This is a genomic window from Acidovorax sp. LjRoot38, from assembly GCF_964252975.1.
In the GTDB taxonomy this organism is placed as follows: Bacteria; Pseudomonadota; Gammaproteobacteria; order Burkholderiales; family Burkholderiaceae_C; genus Acidovorax; species Acidovorax facilis.
Window position 1 is genome coordinate 78,603 of sequence record NZ_CAXUPT020000007.1, and the last position, 19,141, is coordinate 97,743.

Sequence of the window (19,141 nt, forward strand, 5' to 3'; positions counted from 1 at the left end):
GCCAGTTTTCATCCGAGCGGGTCCTGGCCCGCCATGGAGTCCCATCACATGAACCCCCAAGCCCTCGACTGGTCCCTTCCCTACGCCTCCCACCGCAGCGCGGTGATGGGCCGCAATGTGGTCTCCACGTCGCAACCACTGGCGGCGCAGGCGGGGCTGCGCATGCTGCTGGCCGGTGGCAACGCGGTGGACGCCGCCATTGCCGCCGCCATGGCGCTCACGGTGGTGGAGCCCACGGGCTGCGGCCTGGGCAGCGATGGCTTCGCCATCGTGTGGGATGGCAAGGAATTGCACGGTTTGAATGCTTCGGGCCGATCGCCTGCGGCATGGACGCCGGAGTACTTCGAGAAGCTGGGAGGCATCCCTGAAACCGGCTGGAACGCCGTCACCGTGCCAGGCGCCGTGTCGGCCTGGGTGGCGCTCTCCAAGCGCCTGGGCAAGCTGCCGTTTGCGCAGCTGGCGCAGCCTGCCATCGACTACGCGCGCAACGGGTTTCCGGTGTCACCCACCATCGCCCGCCTGTGGGCGCTGGGCGCGGCCAAGCTGGGCACGCAGCCCGGGTTTGCCGAGTGTTTCATGCCGAATGGTCGCGTGCCCCAGGCGGGCGAAATCTTCCGCAGCGAGGCCCACGCGCGCACGCTGGAGCTGATTGCTGAGACCGAGGGCGAGGCCTTTTACCGGGGCGTGATCGCCGAGCGCATCGCGGCGCATGCGCAGGCGAATGGCGGTGCCATGACGCTGGCCGACCTGGCCGCGCACCAGGCCGACTGGGTGGGCACCGTCCAGCAGCGGTTTGGCGAGTCGGTGGTCCATGAGATTCCGCCCAACGGCCAGGGCATTGCCGCACTGATGGCGCTGGGCATGCTCGACGCGCATGGCATCGGCGCTCACCCGGTGGACGATGTGGAGACCGTGCACGCCAGCATCGAGGCCATGAAGCTCGCGTTTGCCGACCTGCACCAGTACAACGCCGACATCGACGCCATGCACGTCAAACCCGATGCGCTGCTGAACCCCGACTACCTGCGCAGCCGCGCCGCGCTGATCGACACCACGAGCGCTGGCGACCCTGGCTACGGCGCCCCGCGCCCCGGTGGCACGGTGTACCTGGCGGCGGCCGACGCGTCCGGCATGATGGTCTCTTTCATCCAGTCCAACTACATGGGCTTTGGCTCGGGCGTGGTGGTGCCGGGCACGGGCATCAGCCTGCAGAACCGGGGCCACGGCTTCAACCTGATCCCGGGCCACGCCAACCAGGTGGCGCCGCGCAAGCGCCCCTCGCACACCATCATCCCGGCCTTTGCCATGCATGCCGACGGCACGCCCCAGATGGCGTTTGGCGTGATGGGCGGGCCGATGCAGAGCCAGGGCCACACCCAGATGGCACTGCGCGTGCTGCGCTACGGCCAGAACCCGCAGGCGGCGGCTGATGCGCCCCGCTGGCGCGTGACGGGCGGCAAGGGTGTGGCCGTGGAGCCAGGGTTCGACCCCGTCGTGGTCGCCGCGCTGCGCGCGCGCGGGCACGAAGTGACGGTGGAAGAGGGCAACGGCGTGTTCGCCTTTGGCGGCGCCCAGCTGGTGCTGAAGAACGGCAACAGCTACATCGCAGGCTCCGACCCGCGCAAGGACGGGCACGCGGTCGCGTTCTGACGGCCTTGCGCGCAGCGCACTGAGGCGGCTCAGCGCATTGTGCAGGCCGGAAACCGCTTGGCGAGCTCGTGCGCTGGCATCGTCTCCGCAAGGTCGAGGTTGCGCACTAGCGGGATGTATTCCCCTGTGTCGGTGAATCGCAAGAGGGTGGTCACGACGCGGCTGCCGGAGCCGCCTTGTTGACAGCCCGACAGTTCCAGCCCCAGGCCCAACTGACGGGAACCATCGTCCGTGCCTTTCCAGCCCATGGCCCGCTCTCGCAGAGCCTGCAGGCGCGGCAGGGCGGCGGGGTCGATCCGCCAGACCTGCACATGGGTCCGGGACGTTTCATATTCCGCGAGCACGCTGCGATCGGCCGTGCTGCGCAGCTCCTGAAGGGGCAATTTTTCTTCAAGGCGCTCTGTGGCGATGGCTCCCCCGGGCTTGCGCAGCGTGCGCGAAACGCTCACCGTGAGCTCCAGTGCGTTGCCTTGAAGCTGCAGGCCCGGGCTGTGTACCACGGCGGCGCGCAGCGCGGCGGGGTCCAGCGTCTCCAGCTGGAGCTGCCGCAGCTTCCACAGTGATGACACCGGCACACTGCCACAGGCCGACAGCAGCACCAGGGCCAAAAAACACGAGAAAGCACGGAGAAAAGCCAAAGGGCGCAGGGGCGTTAGGAAAAAAAGCATGGTAGTAAATTTCTGTTTGACGGTATATTATTATTGTTTTACAGAAAAACTCACCAACCATGACGCAACATTTACCCCCATCGGTATCTTCTGTTCACAGCCCCTCGTTTCGCCGCCTGGCCTGGGGCCTTCTCGCGGCCAGCTGGGCGTGTGCCCTGGTATCGCTGGTGTTGTCGATGGCGCGCTGGGCGGCCATCGGGCATGAAACGGGTTGGGGTGGCTGGATGCCGCTTTCGGTGGTGCCCTCGCAGGCCTTGTTGGTCGGCCTCACACCGCCGCCCTCCATGGAGACCCATTGGCGCTGGGTGGGCGTGGCGCTGGAGTGCATTCCCGCTGCGGCCATGCTGTATGCGGTGCTGTGCGTGCATCGCATCTGCCGGTCCTTTCTGGCCGGGGCCGTGTTCGGGCCGGCGGTGGTGCACGGGTTCCGTGGCGTGGGCTGGGGTTTTTTGGCGATGTTCGTGACTTCACTCGTCTACCAGGCGGGGGTGACGGCGCTGCTGTCCTGGCTGGCTTCCGGCCAGCAGAACGGCCTGGTGGCGCTGGGCGTGGGACCGTTTGAAATGAGCGTATTGGTCGTGGGGCTGATGATGTTGCTCCTGGGGCACGTGCTGGCCGAGGGCCACCGCCTGCAAGCCGAAGCGGATGCGTTTGTTTAGCAACTCGCCAGCGAAGGAATTCCCATGGCGATTGTCGTGACCCTGGATGAAATGCTCGCGCGCCGCAAGGTCAAGTCGCGCGATCTGGCGGCCCATGTGGGCATCACCGAGGCCAACCTGTCCCTGCTCAAGAGCGGAAAGGTCAAGGGCGTGCGTTTCGAGACCCTGTCCGCCATCTGCAGTTATCTGCAGTGCCAGCCGGCAGACCTGCTGGCCTGGGTGCCCGATGCGGACACGAAGGATAGCGAGGCGCCTTCGCGTGGCGAGGCTGGTGGCTTGGCCCAGGGCGACTAGGGCAGTGCGAGGCACGCGCGGCTCCGGCCCGCGACTGGCCTGGGCAGTAGGTGGGGCGCTGTTGCTGCATGGATTGGTTCTGGCGATGCTGAGCAGAAGCGATGGTGCTCTGCGAACTTCGCCCGAGCGCAGCGATGCACCTGCCATGGTATGGGTGACGCTGGTGCCGCTGCCCGCGTCTACGGCACCCAGCGAGCCGTTGCCAGCTGCCGTTCCCCAGCCTGCCGCTCCAACCCGGAGCGCCACACCCGTTGCCAGCGGGCAGGGCCCAAAGCAGGCCGTTACCCGCAGCGGGCGGCCGATCGCTGTGGAGCCTGCTGCGCCTGATGGCAGCGTGGAGGGCTTGACTGCCGCCCTGCCGGTTGCGCCCGCGCCGCAGGCGCCGGCATCCGGGCCGGGTGATGCCCCACGGGCTGCTCCCAGCATGGACGATGTGGCATGGGCGCTCCAGCGCGAGCGGGCCTGGCAGCGCCGGCAAGGCGCACAGCAACCACAGCCGCCGCATCAGCGCTGGGAAGTCGCTCCAGCGGGTGCCTTGGGATCTGGCATTGCCGAGCGCGACCTGCGCGGCGCAGAGGGCCGGCGCATGGTTCAGGCTGCGGGTCCCTGGGGCACCTACTGTGTGGAGTTGCCTTCGGCCAACCAGCCTCCGGCCATGGGGGCCGCGCCCCGCGTTGCGCCAACCAGCACCTGCCGCTGAATGCTGGGGCGGCACTGGGCAGTGCCGTCAGCGCGTTTCCCGCACGGTCAGCCAGGTGCTGGCCGCGCCGCTGAGCACGATCGCGGCGATCCCGGCCATCGACCAGCTATCGGGCACATGGCGGTACACCAGCCAGCCCGCCAGCATGGCAAACCCGATCTGCGAATACAGGAACGGCGCGATCGTCACCGGCGTGGTGCGCGCATAGGCATGGAGCAGCAGCATGTGGCCCACCGCGCTCGACAGGCCCATGGTGAACATGCCCGCCCATAGCCACGGGTCGCTCACCGGCTGCCAGAAGAACGGCACGCCCAGCGACACCAGCGCGGTGGCGATCCAGCTGGTGTAGAGCTGCGTGGTGGCGGGGCTCTCCTGGCCTGCCATCTTGCTGCTCAACACCTGGTAGCCCGTGCCCGCAGCCAGCATGCACAGCGGCCACAGCAGCGCCCAGGTGAAGGCCTCGCCACCGGGCCGGATGATGGCCAGCGTACCCGCCAGGCCGGTGACCACCAGCAGCCAGCGCACCGCGCTCACGGGCTGGTGCAGCCACAGGGCCGCCACCACCGTCACACACAGCGGCACCGTGGCCACGATGGCCGTGAACTCCGCCAGTGGCAGGGCCGTGAGGCTGATGAAGCCGAACAGGCTGGTCATGGCAAACAGCGCACCGCGCAAGGCCTGGAAGCGGGGCTGTGTGGTGCGCAGGGCAGGGCGCCCCGCCCGTTGCAGCACGAAGGCCGTGGTCAGCAGCGACTGGAACACATAGCGCATCCACAGCGCCATGACGATGGGAACACCCACACTGACCAGCTTGCTCGCGGTGTCCAACACGGCAAAAAACGCGCAGGCCGCCACGGCGAGCGCGATGCCCGCCAGCGCTGCGTGCAGGCGGGCGGCGGGCGTGGGGGCGGCAGGGCTCACGGCTGGCTGCGTGCACGCTCCAGCAGCATCGCGTCGCCGTAGCTGAAGAAGCGGTACTGCTGCGCAATCGCATGCCGGTACAGGCCCATGATGTGGGCGTAGCCCGCAAAGGCGCTCACCAGCATCATCAGCGTGCTTTTGGGCAGGTGGAAGTTGGTGACCAGCACATCCACCACCTGGAATGCAAAGCCCGGTGTGATGAAGATGTTGGTGTCGCCAGAGGCTTGGCCCGTCTTCGCCCAGGATTCGAGTGTGCGCACGGTGGTGGTGCCCACGGCCACCACACGGCCGCCGCGCTGGCGGCAGCGCTCCAGCGCGGCTAGCGTGGCCAGGGGCACCTCGTACCACTCGCTGTGCATCTGGTGCTCGGCCAGGTTTTCGGTCTTGCAAGGCTGGAAGGTACCCGCGCCCACGTGCAGCGTGACGCTGGCGCGTTCGATGCCGCGTGCAGCCAGGTCGGCCAGCACGCCTTCGTCAAAGTGCAGCGCGGCCGTGGGCGCGGCCACGGCGCCGGGGTTGCGCGCGAACACGGTCTGGTAGCGCTGGCTGTCCTCGGCCTCGTCCGGGTCATGGGCGGTGTTTTGCTGGCGCTCGATGTAGGGCGGCAGCGGCAGGTGGCCGTGGCGGTCCATCAGCTCCCAGGGCGACTCGCCTGCGGGGCCGTGCAACGCAAAGCGGAACAGCGGGCCGTCCTCGGTGGGCCAGCGGCCCAGCAGTTGGGCGTCAAAGCCGCCCGCCTTGCGGCCACCAGCCATGTGCACCACGCTGCCGGGCAGGGGCTTCTTGCTGACCTTCATGTGGGCCACGACTTCATTACCCGGGTTGCCAGCCTCTGCGGGCAACACGCGTTCGATCAGCAGCTCCAGCTTGCCGCCGCTGGCCTTCTCGCCAAAGATGCGTGCCTTGACCACGCGCGTGTCGTTGAAGACGAGCAGGTCGCCCTCGCGCAGCAGGCCGGGCAGCTCGCGAAAGATGCGGTCCACCGGCTGCATGGCGCGGCCGTCCAGCAGGCGCGAGGCGCTGCGTTCGGGCGCGGGGTGCTGGGCAATGAGTTCGGGGGGCAGCGAGAAGTCGAAGTCGCTGAGGGTGAACACGCGGGGTGTTGTGAGGGCGCTGGCTGCGCCGCTGGAGAGATCAGTCATTGTGCTTGAGGGCCGAACGGGCCCGTGCCAAGGTAAAAATTGCGGAAGGCGCGATTGTCACACGCGGGTGCGGGCGCTGCAGGCGCGGTGCTATGGCTGGGGGGTGAACGCCATCGGCGCGGGCACACTGCGCACCAGCCGCCGCACGTCATCCGCCTGTGCGAGCGTGGTGCCAGGGTGCAGCAGCGCGGCCGCTCCGGCCGCCACGCCCCAGCGCAGGGCCTCGGCCGGCGCATCGCCCCGGTCCAGCGCCCAGACCAGGGTCGCCAGAAAACAGTCGCCCGCGCCCGTGGTGCCGGAGGTGGCGGGTACGTTGAGGGCTGGCGCTTGCCACACGCCCTCGCGCGTGGCCAGCACGGCGCCTTGTTCGCCCACTGACAACGCCACGATGTCGGCAGCGCCGCTGTGCACCAGCGACTGGGCGGCGGTGCACCAGTCGGCCGCATGTTCCAGCGGCTGTTGCATCACGTCGCGCAGCTCGCGCAGGCTGGGCTTGACCAGCGCCACCCCGGCCTGCAATGCCGCCGCCAGCGGCGGCCCCGAGGTGTCGACGGCTACCCGCACGCCCCGGCCGGATGCGGCGCGCGCCAGCTGGGCGTAGAAGTCGTCCGGCGTGCCAGGCGGCAGGCTGCCGCTGGCAATCAGCCAGCGGGGTGGCGGTGTGTGGGTAGCCAGCGCATCCAGGCAGGCCTGCCACTCGGCGGGTTGCAGCGTGGGGCCGGGCAGCACAAAACGAAACTCCTGGCTTGTGGTGGTCTCGACCACCGAGAAGTTCTCGCGCGTATCGCCCGAAATTGGTTGCAGCAGCGTGGGCACGCCCTCCGCGGCCAGCAACTGCCGCACCTGTGTGCCCGCCGCACCGCCCGCCAGCGCCCAGGCGCACACATCTGCGCCCAGGCGGTGCAGCACCCGCGCCACGTTGATGCCGCCGCCACCCGCAAAGCGTTGCACCGGGCCGCAGCGCAGCTTGTGGGTGGGTGCAACGTGGTCGGTGGTGGTGGCCAGGTCGAGGGCGGGGTTCAGCGTGAGGGTGATCAGTGCGGGCATCGGGCTACCAGACCTTTTCGGCAAAGCCTGACCATAGCTCGTTCAGGTCCGGAAAGCGCCACTTGTCGGGGTCTTCGCGCGCCACGATCTTCTCGGTGCAGCCCGGGGCAGACAGGTCCACCATTTCGGGGGGGATGCGCAGGTCGGACTTGGTCGAGAAGAACACCTTGACCATGGGGGCGGTGAGTGCGGCGGCCGATTGCTCGGTGACCACGCCGATGCGGCCCGAGGTCAGACGCACGAGCGAGCCCACAGGGTAGATGCCGATACTTTTGACAAAGGCCTGGAAGATGCGGGCGTCGAAATGGTCCTTGGTCCACTCGGCCATGCGGCGCAGTGACTCGGCGGGGTCCCATCCACGCTTGTAGGGCCGGTCGGAGGTGATGGCGTCGTACACGTCGCAAATGGCCGTCATGCGCGCGATCACGCTGATGCCTTCGCCCTGCAGCTTGTCGGGGTAGCCGGAGCCATCGACCTTTTCATGGTGGTGCAGACAGGCGTCCAGCACGGCGTCGGGCACGTTGCCGCCCTCCTTGAGCATGTGGTAGCCCTCCACCGGGTGGCTGCGCACCACGGTGAATTCCTGGTCGGTGAGCTTGCCGGGCTTGTTGAGCACGGCCAGCGGGATGGCCGCCTTGCCCAGATCGTGCAGCAGGCCTGCCATGCCCGCCAGCCGCTGCTGGTCGTCCTTGAGCTTGAGCTGCTTGGCCAGGGCCACCATCAGCGCGCACACCGCCACCGAGTGCATGTAGGTGTAGTCGTCGGCCGTTTTCAGGCGCGCCAGGCTGATGAGCGCGCCGGGGTTGCGGGTGACGGAATCCGAAATTTCTTCCACCAGGCTCTGTGCACTCGCCGAGTCCACCGCGCGGCCCATGCGGGCCTCGTTGAACATCGAGACCACGGCTTCTTTGGATTTCACGCAGATGGCAGCGGCCATCTTGAGTTCGCTGTGCATGTCCGCAGGATTGCGGTTGCGCTTGGGCGGCGGCGGTGGGGATGGCAGCGTGACTTTGATGGGCGGCAGGTCCTCAAGGCGGCTGAAGTCGGTGTCAATCTGCGCGTCGGCCTCCTCGCGCGACACCGACGCGGTGCCCGCCGCCACGTCCAGCCCCTTGTCGGTGTCAATCCAGATTTCCTGGATGGCAGTGGCTTGTATCCGGGCCAGGTCCCCGGGGTCTTTGAGCAAGAACTTGGCCCGCCAGAACGGGTGGTCCATCCACGACCCGCAGAACTCGTGCAGATACATGCCCAGGGTGAGATGCTGAATGTGAATGCGCTTGAGCATGGTAGGGGACCTGGACTCTGAATAAACGCCCGTCTTTAGGCGTAATCAACGGTAACCATGGTAGCCTTTTTGCCCCGCCCTTGTCGTTCGCAGAACCCGCTACATGCCCGCCGCAGCCCCCAGAGTTTCCCTTAGCGCCAAGGCTTCGGCAGCCCCTGCTGCGGCCAAAGGTGGCGCGTCGGTGGCACAAAAGGCGCTGCAAAAACTGGGGCTCCAACGTGACATCGACCTCGCCCTGCACCTGCCCCTGCGCTACGAGGATGAAACCCGCATCACCCCGCTGGCCAATGCGCGCGACGGGCAGATGGTGCAGATCGAAGCCACGGTGACTGCGAGCGAGATTCAGCTACGCCCGCGCCGCCAGCTGCTGGTGCAGGTGGAGGACGACACCGGCTCGTGCGAGCTGCGCTTCTTCAGCTTCTACCCCTCGCACCAGAAAACCCTGGCCGTGGGTGCGCGCCTGCGCATCCGGGGTGAGATCAAGGGCGGCTTCTGGGGGCGGCAGATGATGCACCCGGCGTTCCGCGTGGCGGGCGGCGAGCTGCCTGCGGCGTTGACGCCCGTCTACCCCACCACGGCCGGTTTGCCCCAGCCCTACCTGCGCCGTGCGGTGGTGGGCGCGCTGACGCGGGTGGACTTGTCGGACACCCTGCCACCCGGTGCCGAGCCGCCGGTGACTCGGGTTTATGGCCAAAATGGCCTCCAGCGCTTATTCAGCCTGCGCGAGGCGCTCACTTTTTTGCACCACCCCACGCCCGATGTGGCGCTGTCCACGCTGGAGGACCACAGCCACCCCGCGTGGCAGCGCCTCAAGGCCGAGGAGTTGCTGGCCCAGCAGCTGTCGCAGCAGCAGTCGCGCCGAGCACGCGACATGCTGCGTGCACCCGTGTTGCGCGCCCAAAAAGCCGCAGACGGTGCCTTGCCGCTGCATGAGCAGTTGCTGGCCGTGCTGCCCTTCAGCCTCACCCCCGCCCAGCGCCGCGTGGGCGAAGAAATTGCCGCCGACCTGGCCCGCCAGGTGCCCATGCATCGGCTGCTGCAGGGCGATGTGGGCTCGGGCAAAACCGTGGTCTCGGCCCTGGCCGCCTGTCTGGCGATGGATGCGGGCTGGCAGTGCGCGCTGATGGCGCCCACCGAAATCCTGGCCGAGCAGCATTTCGCCAAGATGATCGGCTGGCTCGAACCCCTGCTGGCCGCGCGCGGCCGCAAGGTCGCCTGGCTGGTGGGCGGGCAGAAAAAGAAGGATCGCACCGCCACGCTCGCGCTGGTGGCCAGCGGCGAGGCCGCGCTGGTGGTGGGCACCCACGCCGTGATCCAGGAGCAGGTGCGGTTCAAGAACCTGGCGCTGGCCATCATCGACGAACAGCACCGTTTTGGCGTGGCGCAGCGGCTGGCCTTGCGGCAGAAACTCGCTGCCCATGGCATGGAGCCCCACATGCTCATGATGAGTGCCACCCCTATCCCGCGCACGCTGGCCATGAGCTACTACGCCGACCTCGATGTGTCGGTCATCGATGAGCTGCCCCCGGGCCGCACGCCCATCGTCACCAAACTCATTGCCGACAGCCGCAAGGACGAGGTGATCGCACGCATCGGCGCGCAGGTCGAGGCCGGGCGGCAGGTGTACTGGGTGTGCCCGCTGATCGAAGAGAGCGAGGCGCTGGATCTGAGTAACGCCACCGCCACCCACGCCGATCTGAGCGAGGCCTTGCCGGGCTGCATGGTCGGTCTGCTGCACTCGCGCATGCCCACGGCCGAGAAGAAGGCCGTGATGGCGCTCTTCACCAGCGGCCAGATGGGCGTGCTGGTCAGCACTACGGTTATCGAAGTGGGCGTGGACGTGCCCAACGCGTCCCTCATGGTCATCGAACATGCCGAACGTTTTGGCCTGAGCCAGCTGCACCAGCTGCGCGGCCGGGTGGGGCGGGGTGCGGCGGCCTCGGCCTGCGTGCTGCTGTATGCCACCAACGACAGCGGCCGCGTGGGCGAAACCGCCAAGGAGCGCCTGCGCGCCATGGCCGAAACCAACGACGGCTTCGAGATCGCCCGGCGCGATCTGGAGATTCGCGGCCCCGGTGAGTTTCTGGGCGCGCGCCAGTCGGGGGATGCGCTGCTGCGCTTTGCCGACCTGGCGACCGACACCCACCTGCTCGAATGGGCGCGCGAACTGGCGCCGCAGATGCTGGACCGGTATCCTGACCTGGCCGCAAAGCACGTCGCGCGCTGGTTGGGTGGAAAATCCGACTATCTCAAGGCATGACACGGCCTGCTGGAACACACCATGACCCTCACCGAACTCAAGTACATCGTTGCCGTAGCGCGGGAGAAGCACTTTGGTCATGCGGCCGATGCCTGCTACGTGTCGCAGCCCACACTGTCGGTGGCCATCAAGAAGCTGGAAGAAGAGCTGGATGTGAAGCTCTTCGAGCGCAGCGCGGGTGAGGTTTCGGTGACGCCGCTGGGCGAAGAGATCGTGCGCCAGGCGCAGAGCGTGCTGGAGCAGGCGGCGGCCATCAAGGAGATTGCCAAGCGCGGCAAGGACCCGCTGGCGGGGCCGCTCACCCTGGGGGTCATCTACACCATCGGGCCCTATCTGTTGCCCGAGCTGGTGCGCCAGTCCATCACGCGCACGCCGCAGATGCCGCTGATGCTGCAGGAGAACTTCACCGTCAAGCTGCTGGAGATGCTGCGTACCGGCGAGATCGACTGCGCCATCCTGGCCGAACCTTTCCCCGACACGGGCCTGGCCATGGCGCCGCTGTATGACGAGCCCTTCATGGCGGCTGTGCCCAGCACGCACCCGCTGGCGGCGAAGAAGTCTGTGACGGCGGCCGAACTCAAGAGCGAGACCATGCTGCTGCTGGGTGCGGGCCATTGTTTTCGCGACCATGTGCTGGAGGTCTGCCCCGAATTTGCGCGCTTTGCGAGCAATGCCGAGGGCATCCGCAAGTCGTTTGAAGGCTCTTCGCTCGAAACCATCAAGCACATGGTGGCCGCAGGCATGGGCGTGACGCTGGTGCCGCGCCTTTCGGTGCCGCGCGATGCGCTGCTCACCGTGTCACGCCGCCGTAAGAGCGACGAAAGCTATATCCGCTACCTGCCCATCCGCGAAGAGGACGGCGGCCCGCCACCCATGCGCCGCGTGGTGCTGGCATGGCGGCGCAGCTTTACCCGGTATGAAGCCATTGCGTCATTGCGCAACGCGGTGTATGCCTGCGAGCTGCCGGGGGTCAAGCGGCTGTCATAAGGCCGGCCTGGCCTGCGCCGCGCTGGCGGGCGATGTCCTGCTGCCGTGGTGTGGCTCTGACGCAGGTCAGGCTCGCTGGTCATGGCCTTGCGCTACAGTGTTTTTGGTGCGATGCCTCCAGGTCCGACGGGTCGGCGGGCATCTGCTGTCGAATCCATCTTCACTTCAGGAGCAATGACATGGCCAAGGCCTCCAAGACCACCGCCCCCACCATCAACATCGGCATCAGCGACAAGGACCGCGCTGCCATCGCCCAGGGCCTGTCGCGCCTGCTGGCCGACACCTACACGCTGTACCTCACCACCCACAACTTCCACTGGAACGTGACGGGCCCCATGTTCAACACGCTGCACACCATGTTCATGGCGCAGTACACCGAGCTGTGGAATGCCGTGGACCCGATTGCCGAGCGCATCCGCTCGCTGGGCCATGTGGCGCCGGGCTCCTATGCCGAATTCGGCAAGCTGGCCACGGTGCCCGATGCGCCCGCCAAGCCGCCCAAGGCACTGGAGATGGTGCGCGTGCTGGTCGAAGGCCATGAGGCCGTGGCCCGCACCGCGCGCAGCCTGTTCCCCCTGGCCGACAAGGCCAGCGACGAGCCCACGGCCGACCTGCTGACGCAGCGCCTCACGGTGCACGAGCAGACGGCGTGGATGCTGCGCTCGCTGCTCGAAGAGTAAAAGGGTTCGCAGCTTCCACGCGCATTACCCGAGGGGCGCAGAACAGTGCAGCACAGCGAAGAAGAGCGCCTTGTCCTACATGGCGCAGTTCCATCGCCTGCGCATGATGCGGGTATTGGTCATGCTCCCTTCTTCGCAGGGCGGCATGGCGTATCAATCCCCTCTGATGTATGCGAATCCTGTACGTTGAAGACAACCCGGAGCTGCGCGAGACCATCGGCATGCTTATGGAAGGTGAAGGCCGGACGGTCACGCCCTGCGCCACTGCCGAGGAGGCGCTGGCTCTGGATGCTGGGGACGTCTTTGATGTGGTGGTGACCGATGTCAGCCTGCCCGGCCTTTCGGGCACGGAACTGGCCCGCCAGCTGCTGGCGGATGATCCGCAGCGGTGGGTGGTGCTGTGCTCCGGCTACGAGCTGGGAAGCCACCCGCGCAGTTGGGGGCCCAACGTGCGCGCATTGCTCAAACCTTTTGAGCTGGAAGAGCTGGAGCATTTGCTCGAGTCCATCCATACAGCGCTGGCTTCGGCCGCCGGCTGAGGCTTGCTAGCGCCGATCGCTCGCTGTTCATCCTTTACTTCATCACGCCACCCGCCTGGTCGTGGTGACCTGCGCTGTTGTGCTGGGCTGCGCGCAGTCAATTGCGGGGGCTGCGTACTGGCGAGTGGCGCGGCAGTCTCACCCGAAAGGTCGTGACATCGTCCCGTGACTGGGCCTCGATGGTTCCATGGTGGGCCCGCACGATCTGGTGCGCAATGAAGAGCCCCAGCCCCAGCCCTTGGTGGCGGCCGGGCTCACGCTCTCCACCCCGGAACGGGTCGAACAAATGCGGCAGCAGCGCAGAGGGAATGGTGCCGCCGTTGGACACCGTGATGCTCACCTCCTCAGGGCTGGTACCGTCCACTGCAATCTGCACAGGGTGGTCGACTCTGCCGTGGTGCAGGGCGTTGCCAACCAGGTTGGTGATCACCTGACACAGGCGTTCGGCATCCCAGGTGCCGGCCAGGTCGCCTTGCAGGGTGGACCCGATATAGCGTTCCGGGTGGCTGGTGGCCACCTCATCCAGCGTGCGCTGCACCAGCGCCTGCATGTGGGTGGAGCCCAGCTGCAGCGCCAGCCCGCCGGCCTGGCGAATGCGGGTCACGTCCAGCAGGTCTTCGATCATGTGGCCCATGCGCTGGCTGGCGCCCAGCACCCGGTCGGCCATCAGCAACGCCTTGTCGGGGGGCGGCTGGCGCTTGAGCACGGTGGCCGCCGCGACGATGGACTGCAGCGGTGTGCGCAGGTCGTGGCTCAGCACGGCCATGAACATTTCGTTGATGCGCAAGGCCTCGGTGCGCGCGCGCAGCTCGTGCGCCAGCGCCTGCTTGCGCCGGTGCAGTTCAAAGAACACGCTCGCCTTGTTGGTGAGCATGTGCGGGTCGATGGGTTTGTAGAGAAAGTCCACCGCCCCGCTCTCGTACCCCCGGAACTGCCAGTTCTGCTCGCGTGAGCCCGCCGTCATGAAGATGAGCGGAATGTGCCGGGTGCGCTCGCTGCCCCGGATCAGTTCCGCCAGCTCGAAGCCGTTCATGTCGGGCATCTGCACGTCCAGCAAGGCCAGGGCCACGTCGTCATGCGCCAGCAGCAGTTCCAGGGCCTCGGGGCCCGACTGGGCCTTGAGGATGTCCAGCCCGTCGCGTTGCAGCAGCGCCTCCAGGGCGATCAGGTTTTCCTCGACATCGTCAACGAGCAGGCATTTGGTGCGGTCGGTCTGGGGCATGGGCGGTGGGGAGGGTGGATGGGGTTCTCAAGGAAGGACGCATGTGCCCGTATCAAAGCTGCTGGCGCTGGTGCAGGTCGGCCAGCAGCCTGGCAATGCCTTCAGGGGGCAGGATGTGGTCAACCGCCAAGGCCGCGATGGCCGCCTGCGGCATGGTGGACATGCTGGCGCTGGCGGGGTCTTGCACGATGGTGAGGCCGCCCGCTGCCTGAATGGCTTGCAGGCCGTGCACACCGTCTTCGTTGGCGCCTGACAGCAGGACGCCCACCAGCCGGGGGCCGTAGTGGTCTGCCGCCGATTCGAACAGCACGTCGATGGAGGGGCGGGAAAAATGCAGGGGAGGGTCTACCGACAGCCCCACATGCGGGCCCTGGGGCCCTGCATCGACCAGCAGGTGGTAGTCCGGTGGCGCAAAGCTCACCGAGCCCAGAGTGATGGCATCCTTGTCCTGAGCCTCGCGCATCGGCATTGCGCAGCGGGGCTGAAAAATATCTACCAGCAGGCTGCGCCGGTCCCGGGGCAGGTGCAGCACCACTAGCACAGCCGCCTGCAGCGTGGCGGGCAGCGCGGGCAGCAGTTCCAGCAAGGCGTCGATACCGCCCGAGGAACCGCCCACCACGATGGCTGCGTAGCCCCCGCAAGGTGCTGGTCTGGGCGCGAGGTCGGTGGTGCTCACAGCCCGGCCTTTTTGCGGTAAATGCGGTCTTCCTTCACAAAGTCCTCGAAGGCATCGGTGTGCGCTGAAAACCGCAGAGACTCCTTGGACCCCAGACCCAGAAACCCCCGATGGCACAGCGACTCGCGGAACAGCCCCAGGGCGCGGTCTTGCAAGTCGCGCTCGAAGTAGATGAGCACATTGCGGCAGGACACCAGATGGACCTCGGCAAACACGCTGTCGGTGGCCAGGCTGTGGTCAGAGAACACCATGTGCTCGCGCAAGCCCTTGTCGAACACCACGCGGCCATAGCCGGCAGCGTAGTAGTCCGACAACGAACTGCGGGCGCCGGAGCGCGCATGGTTCTCGGTAAAAGCCGCCACCCGCGACACGTCGAACACTCCAGACTCTGCCGCGCGCAACGCGTGCGGGTTGATGTCGGTGGCGTAGATCAGCGTGCGGTCCAGCAGGCCTTCTTCCTGCAGCAGGATGGCCAGCGAATACACCTCTTCCCCCGCACTGCACCCGGCCACCCAGACCTTGAGCGACGGGTAGGTGCGCAGCAGCGGCACCACCTCCTGGCGCAGCGCCTGGAAGTAGCTGGGGTCGCGGAACATGTCGCTCACCTGCACGGTGAGGTATTCGAGCAGCGCAGGGAACACGGCGGGCTCGTGCAGCACGCGGTCCTGCAGCTGCGACAGCGTCTTGCAGTCGAACTGGACCAGCGCCGACGCCAGCCGCCGCTTGAGCGACGCCTGTGCGTAGCCCCGGAAATCGTAGTGGTAGCGGTGGTAGATGGCATCGATCAGCAGGCGCTGCTCGATGTCTGCGGTGCGGGCCTTGCGATGGGGCATGGCGGGGCCTACTTGGGCATCCACACCCGCACCAGGGACAGCAGCTTCTCCACGTCCAGCGGTTTGGCGATGTAGTCATTGGCCCCGGCGGCCAGGCATTTTTCCTGATCGTCCTTCATGGCCTTGGCGGTCAGCGCGATGATGGGCAGGCGGCGCCACTCGGGGCGGTTGCGGATCTCGCGCATGGCGGTGTAGCCGTCCATCTCCGGCATCATGATGTCCATCAGCACCAGGTCAATCGCAGGGTGGCCGCCGCTGCCGGCGCGCTCCAGCGCCTGCAGGGCCTCCAGGCCGTTGCGCGCGATCTCCACGCGGATGCCGGTGGGCTCCAGGATGCTGGAGAGCGCAAACACGTTGCGCACATCGTCTTCCACCACCAGCACGTTGCGGCCTTCCAGGGCAGTCTCGCGGTTGCGGGCCAACTGCAGCATCTGGCGGTGCTCTGCCGACAGCTCCGACTCCACCTGGTGCAGGAACAGCGTGACCTCGTCGAGCAGCCGCTCGGGGGAGCGGGCGTCCTTGATGATGATGGACTTGGAGAATCGGCGCAGCTGCTGCTCCTCGTCGCGCGACAGGGCACGGCCCGTGTACACGATGACGGGCGGGAAGGAGACGCCATCCTGCTCTGTCATCTGCTGCAGCAATTCGTAGCCGCTCAGGTCGGGCAGGTTCAGGTCCATCACCATGCAGTCGAAGGTGGAGCCGCGCAGGTGCGCCAGCGCCTCGGCCGCCGTGCCTGCGCCCACGATCTCCACGTCGTCGTTGGTGAGCAGGTGGCGCACGCTCTCGCGCTGGCGTTCGTCGTCTTCCACCACCAGCACGCGCCGCAGGTTCTGGGTGAACTTGGCTTCCAGCCGCTGCAGGGCATGCACCAGTTCGTCGCGCTTGACGGGCTTAAGGGCATAGCCCACGGCGCCCCGGCCCAGGGCCTCTTGCGAGTAGTCGGCCACCGAGACCACGTGCACCGGAATGTGGCGCGTGGCCGGGTTGCGCTTGAGCTGGTCGAGCACGCCCAGGCCCGAGAAGTCGGGCAGGTTCACGTCCAGCACGATGGCGCTGGGCAGGCTGTGTATCGCATACGCCAAGCCATCCGCCGCGTTGTGGGCCAGGTGGCAGTCAAAGTCCATCTCACCGGCCAGGTCGCTCAGGATCTGCGCAAAGCGCACGTCGTCCTCAATCACCAGAATGCTGCGCGCGCTCGCGCGGCGCGGGGCTGCGGGTGCGGTGGGGGCCGCCACGGGTGGCAACGCGGGGGCCGAAGGAGCCGGTGCGACGACCGGTGCCGTCGCGTGGGCTGGCGCAGGCGCCGCCAGCGGCATTGCGGATTCAGCTTCAGGCGACGAAGGCACCAGCTTCTGGGGCAGGACCAGGGTGAAGACGCTGCCCTCGCCCGGCGTGCTGTGCACGTGGATGGACCCACCCAGCAGCTGCGCCAGATCGCGCGAGATCGACAGGCCCAGGCCCGTGCCGCCGTACTTGCGGTGGGTGCTGCCATCGGCCTGGCGGAAGGCTTCGAAAATCAGCTCCTGCTGGTGCGCCGGAATGCCGATGCCGGTGTCCTTGACGGCAAACGACAGGGTGTCGTCCGGGTTGCGCGACACATGCAGCGCCACCGATCCTTTCTCGGTGAACTTGAGCGCGTTGGACAGCAGGTTCTTGAGCACCTGCCCCAGGCGCTGCGGGTCGGTGTCCAGCGTGGCGGGTGCGTCGGGCGCGACGGTGGCAGTGAACGTCAGGCCCTTTTCTTGCGCCAGCGGGCGCAGCGGGTCGATCAGGGTTTGCAGGGCCTTGGACAGCGTCACCGTTTCCACCGACACGGTGGCCTGGCCGGCCTCGATCTTGGACAGGTCGAGGATGTCGTTGATGAGTGCCAGCAGGTCGTTGCCCGCCGCGTAAATGGTCTGCGCGTACTTCACCTGCTCGGCGCTCAGGTTGCCCGGCTTGTTGTCGGACAGCAGTTTGGCGAGGATCAGCGTGGAGTTGAGCGGTGTGCGCAGCTCGTGGCTCATGTTGGCCAGGAACTCGCTCTTGTACTGGCTGGCCAGCTCCAGTTCGCGCGCCTTGTCCGTCATGGCGCTTTGGGCGCGCAGCAGTTGCTCGCGCTGGTATTCCAGCTGCTGGGTCTGCGCCTCCAGGTGGGCGTTGGTCTGCTCCAGCTCGGTCTGCTGCACCTCCATCTGGGCCTGCGACTCTTGCAGGATGCGGCTTTGCTGCTCCAGCTCCTCGTTGCTCACACGCAGCTCTTCTTGCTGGGTCTGCAGCTCTTCGGACTGGCGCTGGATTTCTTCCAGCAAGGCTTCCAGGCGGTTACGGTCAATCCCAGCGCGGATCGCCACCGCCAGAATGCCCGAGGCGCGTTCCATCAGGGTGCGCTCAGGCTCGGTCAGCGGGCGATGAAAGCCCAGCTCGATCACGGCAAACACTTCGCCGTTCTCGATGGCGGGCGCCAGCAGCAGCTCGGTTGGCGCGGACTGGCCGGTGCTGGACGACACCATCAGGTGCCCGGCGGGCACATCGCGCACATGCAGCATCTGGCGCGAGCGCGCGACCTGGCCCACCAAGCCTTCGCCGGGCAGCAGACGCTGCTCCAGCCGTTCGCGGGGCAGGGCGTAGCCACCAAACAAGGTGAGTGCGCCGTTGCAGTCGGCCACATAGCCTGCCCCCACGGCCGCGCGCAGGTATTGCGCCAGGTATTCGAGCGTGAGCTGGCCCAGGTCCTCCAGCCGGTGGTCTCCCTGGATGCGTTGGCTCAGCCCGTTGAGGCCGGCCGCCACCCACGACTGCTGGGCCTTGAGGCGGTACTCCCGCGCATTGGCGGCGGCCGACAGGCAGATGAGCACCAGCAGCACGAACGATCCGCCCCAGGAGTAGTAGGTGGACATGGCCGCCGCCTCCACCCATTGCTTGCGTTCGTTTTCCAGCTGCTGGTTCAGCAGTGTGGACAGGTCCGACGCCAGGTCGCGGATGCGGTCCATCAGCACCCGGCCGGCATCACTGCGGGTCACGGCCACGGCGGCTTCCTGGCCCTTCGAGCGGCGCAGTTCAATGGTCTCGCCCAGCTCGCGCAGTTTTTCGTGGCGCAGGTCGTCGATCTGCAGCACCAGGCGGCGCTGCACGGCGCTGTCGTCCGTCAGCTCCTTGAGGCGCGCCATGTTGCGCTCCATGGCGCCCAGGGACAGGTTGTAGGGCTGCAGATAAGTGTCGTCCCCTGTCAGCAGATAGCCGCGTTGCCCGGTCTCGGCGTCTTTCAGCGAAGACACGAACAAGTTGAGGTGGCGCATGGTCACCGTGGTCTCGTCCATGGCTTCCACCGCGTGCGCGCGCACCTGGGCGGTGCGGAAGTTCACCAGCGCGATCAGCACCGTGGCGAGGGCAGCAATCACAAATCCCACCAGCATTCCGCGGGGGACGGCAAAACGCGTGGCGGCCTGGGAGGTCGATGTATGGGGCATGCGTTGGTGCCCCAGAGGGCGGTGCGTTGGGGGAACGAGCGGAGACTTTAACGGGTTTTTTGCGCGCGCTGGGGCGGTTACCTGGCCTCGTGATGCGTGTCCCGGTCGCGGCGCTGCTGCTACATT

The 19,141-nt window shown here is 67.1% G+C and carries 17 protein-coding genes; 8 read left to right on the top strand and 9 right to left on the bottom strand.

All coding sequences use genetic code 11. The features are described from left to right. Positions 1-48: 48 nt before the first annotated feature. Positions 49-1,650: a gamma-glutamyltransferase family protein gene (locus tag ACSQ22_RS14440; RefSeq protein WP_436130723.1), complete on the top strand. Its 1,602-nt coding sequence runs from the start codon at positions 49-51 to the stop codon at positions 1,648-1,650. Between the two features lie 29 nt (positions 1,651-1,679). Here the strand turns inward: ACSQ22_RS14440 and ACSQ22_RS14445 are convergent, their stop codons facing one another. After that, the gene (locus tag ACSQ22_RS14445) at positions 1,680-2,318 is read right to left on the bottom strand and encodes a hypothetical protein (protein WP_436130724.1); all 639 of its coding nucleotides are present in this window, start codon (positions 2,316-2,318) and stop codon (positions 1,680-1,682) included. 59 nt (positions 2,319-2,377) lie between these two features. Between ACSQ22_RS14445 and ACSQ22_RS14450 the strand changes: the two genes are divergently transcribed. From ACSQ22_RS14450 to ACSQ22_RS14460, 3 genes are all read left to right on the top strand, one after another. After that, positions 2,378-2,977, top strand: coding sequence for a DUF2975 domain-containing protein (locus ACSQ22_RS14450; RefSeq protein ID WP_082437325.1), 600 nt, complete (start codon positions 2,378-2,380; stop codon positions 2,975-2,977). A gap of 24 nt (positions 2,978-3,001) precedes the next feature. Further along, positions 3,002-3,271, top strand: coding sequence for a helix-turn-helix domain-containing protein (locus tag ACSQ22_RS14455; RefSeq protein WP_055395624.1), 270 nt, complete (start codon positions 3,002-3,004; stop codon positions 3,269-3,271). An 85-nt stretch (positions 3,272-3,356) separates the two neighbouring features. Further along, entirely contained in the window at positions 3,357-3,971 is a 615-nt protein-coding gene (locus tag ACSQ22_RS14460) for a hypothetical protein (RefSeq protein ID WP_436130725.1), read from the top strand. A gap of 27 nt (positions 3,972-3,998) precedes the next feature. On the opposite strand, the gene ACSQ22_RS14465 is transcribed toward ACSQ22_RS14460, so the two are convergent. From ACSQ22_RS14465 to ACSQ22_RS14480, 4 genes are all read right to left on the bottom strand, one after another. Next, the gene (locus ACSQ22_RS14465) at positions 3,999-4,892 is read right to left on the bottom strand and encodes a DMT family transporter (protein WP_436130726.1); all 894 of its coding nucleotides are present in this window, start codon (positions 4,890-4,892) and stop codon (positions 3,999-4,001) included. Further along, positions 4,889-6,034, bottom strand: coding sequence for a tRNA preQ1(34) S-adenosylmethionine ribosyltransferase-isomerase QueA (gene queA / locus ACSQ22_RS14470; RefSeq protein ID WP_436130727.1), 1,146 nt, complete (start codon positions 6,032-6,034; stop codon positions 4,889-4,891). The genes ACSQ22_RS14465 and queA overlap by 4 nt, the downstream gene beginning before the upstream one ends. Before the next feature lie 90 nt (positions 6,035-6,124). Next, a complete protein-coding gene (locus tag ACSQ22_RS14475; RefSeq protein WP_436130728.1) occupies positions 6,125-7,081 on the bottom strand; it encodes a 1-phosphofructokinase family hexose kinase in 957 nt (318 codons plus the stop codon). Positions 7,082-7,085: 4 nt separating this feature from the next. After that, positions 7,086-8,366 (bottom strand): HD-GYP domain-containing protein, encoded by a 1,281-nt coding sequence (locus ACSQ22_RS14480; protein WP_055395633.1) that lies wholly within the window; start codon positions 8,364-8,366, stop codon positions 7,086-7,088. A gap of 103 nt (positions 8,367-8,469) precedes the next feature. Here ACSQ22_RS14480 and recG point away from each other — a divergent pair, with 103 nt between their 5' ends. The 4 genes from recG to ACSQ22_RS14500 all read left to right on the top strand — a co-directional run bounded on the left by recG (position 8,470) and on the right by ACSQ22_RS14500 (position 12,832). Beyond that, entirely contained in the window at positions 8,470-10,626 is a 2,157-nt protein-coding gene (gene recG / locus ACSQ22_RS14485) for an ATP-dependent DNA helicase RecG (RefSeq protein WP_436130729.1), read from the top strand. 21 nt (positions 10,627-10,647) lie between these two features. Further along, positions 10,648-11,613 carry a LysR substrate-binding domain-containing protein gene (locus ACSQ22_RS14490; RefSeq protein ID WP_121421399.1) on the top strand — a complete coding sequence of 322 codons (966 nt, stop codon included), beginning with the start codon at positions 10,648-10,650 and terminating at the stop codon, positions 11,611-11,613. 179 nt (positions 11,614-11,792) lie between these two features. Continuing rightward, positions 11,793-12,293, top strand: a complete 501-nt coding sequence (locus ACSQ22_RS14495; RefSeq protein WP_055395640.1) for a Dps family protein — start codon at positions 11,793-11,795, stop codon at positions 12,291-12,293. A 170-nt stretch (positions 12,294-12,463) separates the two neighbouring features. Then, positions 12,464-12,832: a response regulator gene (locus tag ACSQ22_RS14500; protein WP_056065339.1), complete on the top strand. Its 369-nt coding sequence runs from the start codon at positions 12,464-12,466 to the stop codon at positions 12,830-12,832. Between the two features lie 97 nt (positions 12,833-12,929). On the opposite strand, the gene ACSQ22_RS14505 is transcribed toward ACSQ22_RS14500, so the two are convergent. The 4 genes from ACSQ22_RS14505 to ACSQ22_RS14520 are packed head-to-tail and all read right to left on the bottom strand — an operon-like array spanning position 12,930 to position 19,015. After that, positions 12,930-14,054: a hybrid sensor histidine kinase/response regulator gene (locus ACSQ22_RS14505; protein ID WP_436130730.1), complete on the bottom strand. Its 1,125-nt coding sequence runs from the start codon at positions 14,052-14,054 to the stop codon at positions 12,930-12,932. A gap of 52 nt (positions 14,055-14,106) precedes the next feature. Next, positions 14,107-14,730 carry a chemotaxis protein CheB gene (locus ACSQ22_RS14510; RefSeq protein ID WP_436130731.1) on the bottom strand — a complete coding sequence of 208 codons (624 nt, stop codon included), beginning with the start codon at positions 14,728-14,730 and terminating at the stop codon, positions 14,107-14,109. Then, a complete protein-coding gene (locus ACSQ22_RS14515) occupies positions 14,727-15,563 on the bottom strand; it encodes a CheR family methyltransferase (RefSeq protein ID WP_056065800.1) in 837 nt (278 codons plus the stop codon). Before ACSQ22_RS14515 ends, ACSQ22_RS14510 begins: the two co-directional genes overlap by 4 nt. Positions 15,564-15,571: 8 nt before the next feature. Continuing rightward, entirely contained in the window at positions 15,572-19,015 is a 3,444-nt protein-coding gene (locus ACSQ22_RS14520; RefSeq protein WP_436130732.1) for a response regulator, read from the bottom strand. Positions 19,016-19,141 lie beyond the last annotated feature (126 nt).

Bases quoted from the DNA above. Each gene is read 5' to 3' on its own strand.
- ACSQ22_RS14490 (WP_121421399.1), top strand. From the start codon at position 10,648: ATGACCCTCACCGAACTCAAGTACATCGTTGCCGTAGCGCGGGAGAAG.
- ACSQ22_RS14450 (WP_082437325.1), top strand. From the start codon at position 2,378: ATGACGCAACATTTACCCCCATCGGTATCTTCTGTTCACAGCCCCTCG.
- ACSQ22_RS14480 (WP_055395633.1), bottom strand. From the start codon at position 8,366: ATGCTCAAGCGCATTCACATTCAGCATCTCACCCTGGGCATGTATCTG.
- recG (WP_436130729.1), top strand. From the start codon at position 8,470: ATGCCCGCCGCAGCCCCCAGAGTTTCCCTTAGCGCCAAGGCTTCGGCA.
- ACSQ22_RS14495 (WP_055395640.1), top strand. From the start codon at position 11,793: ATGGCCAAGGCCTCCAAGACCACCGCCCCCACCATCAACATCGGCATC.
- ACSQ22_RS14520 (WP_436130732.1), bottom strand. From the start codon at position 19,015: ATGCCCCATACATCGACCTCCCAGGCCGCCACGCGTTTTGCCGTCCCC.
- ACSQ22_RS14455 (WP_055395624.1), top strand. From the start codon at position 3,002: ATGGCGATTGTCGTGACCCTGGATGAAATGCTCGCGCGCCGCAAGGTC.
- ACSQ22_RS14505 (WP_436130730.1), bottom strand. From the start codon at position 14,054: ATGCCCCAGACCGACCGCACCAAATGCCTGCTCGTTGACGATGTCGAG.
- queA (WP_436130727.1), bottom strand. From the start codon at position 6,034: ATGACTGATCTCTCCAGCGGCGCAGCCAGCGCCCTCACAACACCCCGC.
- ACSQ22_RS14460 (WP_436130725.1), top strand. From the start codon at position 3,357: ATGCTGAGCAGAAGCGATGGTGCTCTGCGAACTTCGCCCGAGCGCAGC.
- ACSQ22_RS14515 (WP_056065800.1), bottom strand. From the start codon at position 15,563: ATGCCCCATCGCAAGGCCCGCACCGCAGACATCGAGCAGCGCCTGCTG.
- ACSQ22_RS14475 (WP_436130728.1), bottom strand. From the start codon at position 7,081: ATGCCCGCACTGATCACCCTCACGCTGAACCCCGCCCTCGACCTGGCC.
- ACSQ22_RS14445 (WP_436130724.1), bottom strand. From the start codon at position 2,318: ATGCTTTTTTTCCTAACGCCCCTGCGCCCTTTGGCTTTTCTCCGTGCT.
- ACSQ22_RS14440 (WP_436130723.1), top strand. From the start codon at position 49: ATGAACCCCCAAGCCCTCGACTGGTCCCTTCCCTACGCCTCCCACCGC.
- ACSQ22_RS14500 (WP_056065339.1), top strand. From the start codon at position 12,464: ATGCGAATCCTGTACGTTGAAGACAACCCGGAGCTGCGCGAGACCATC.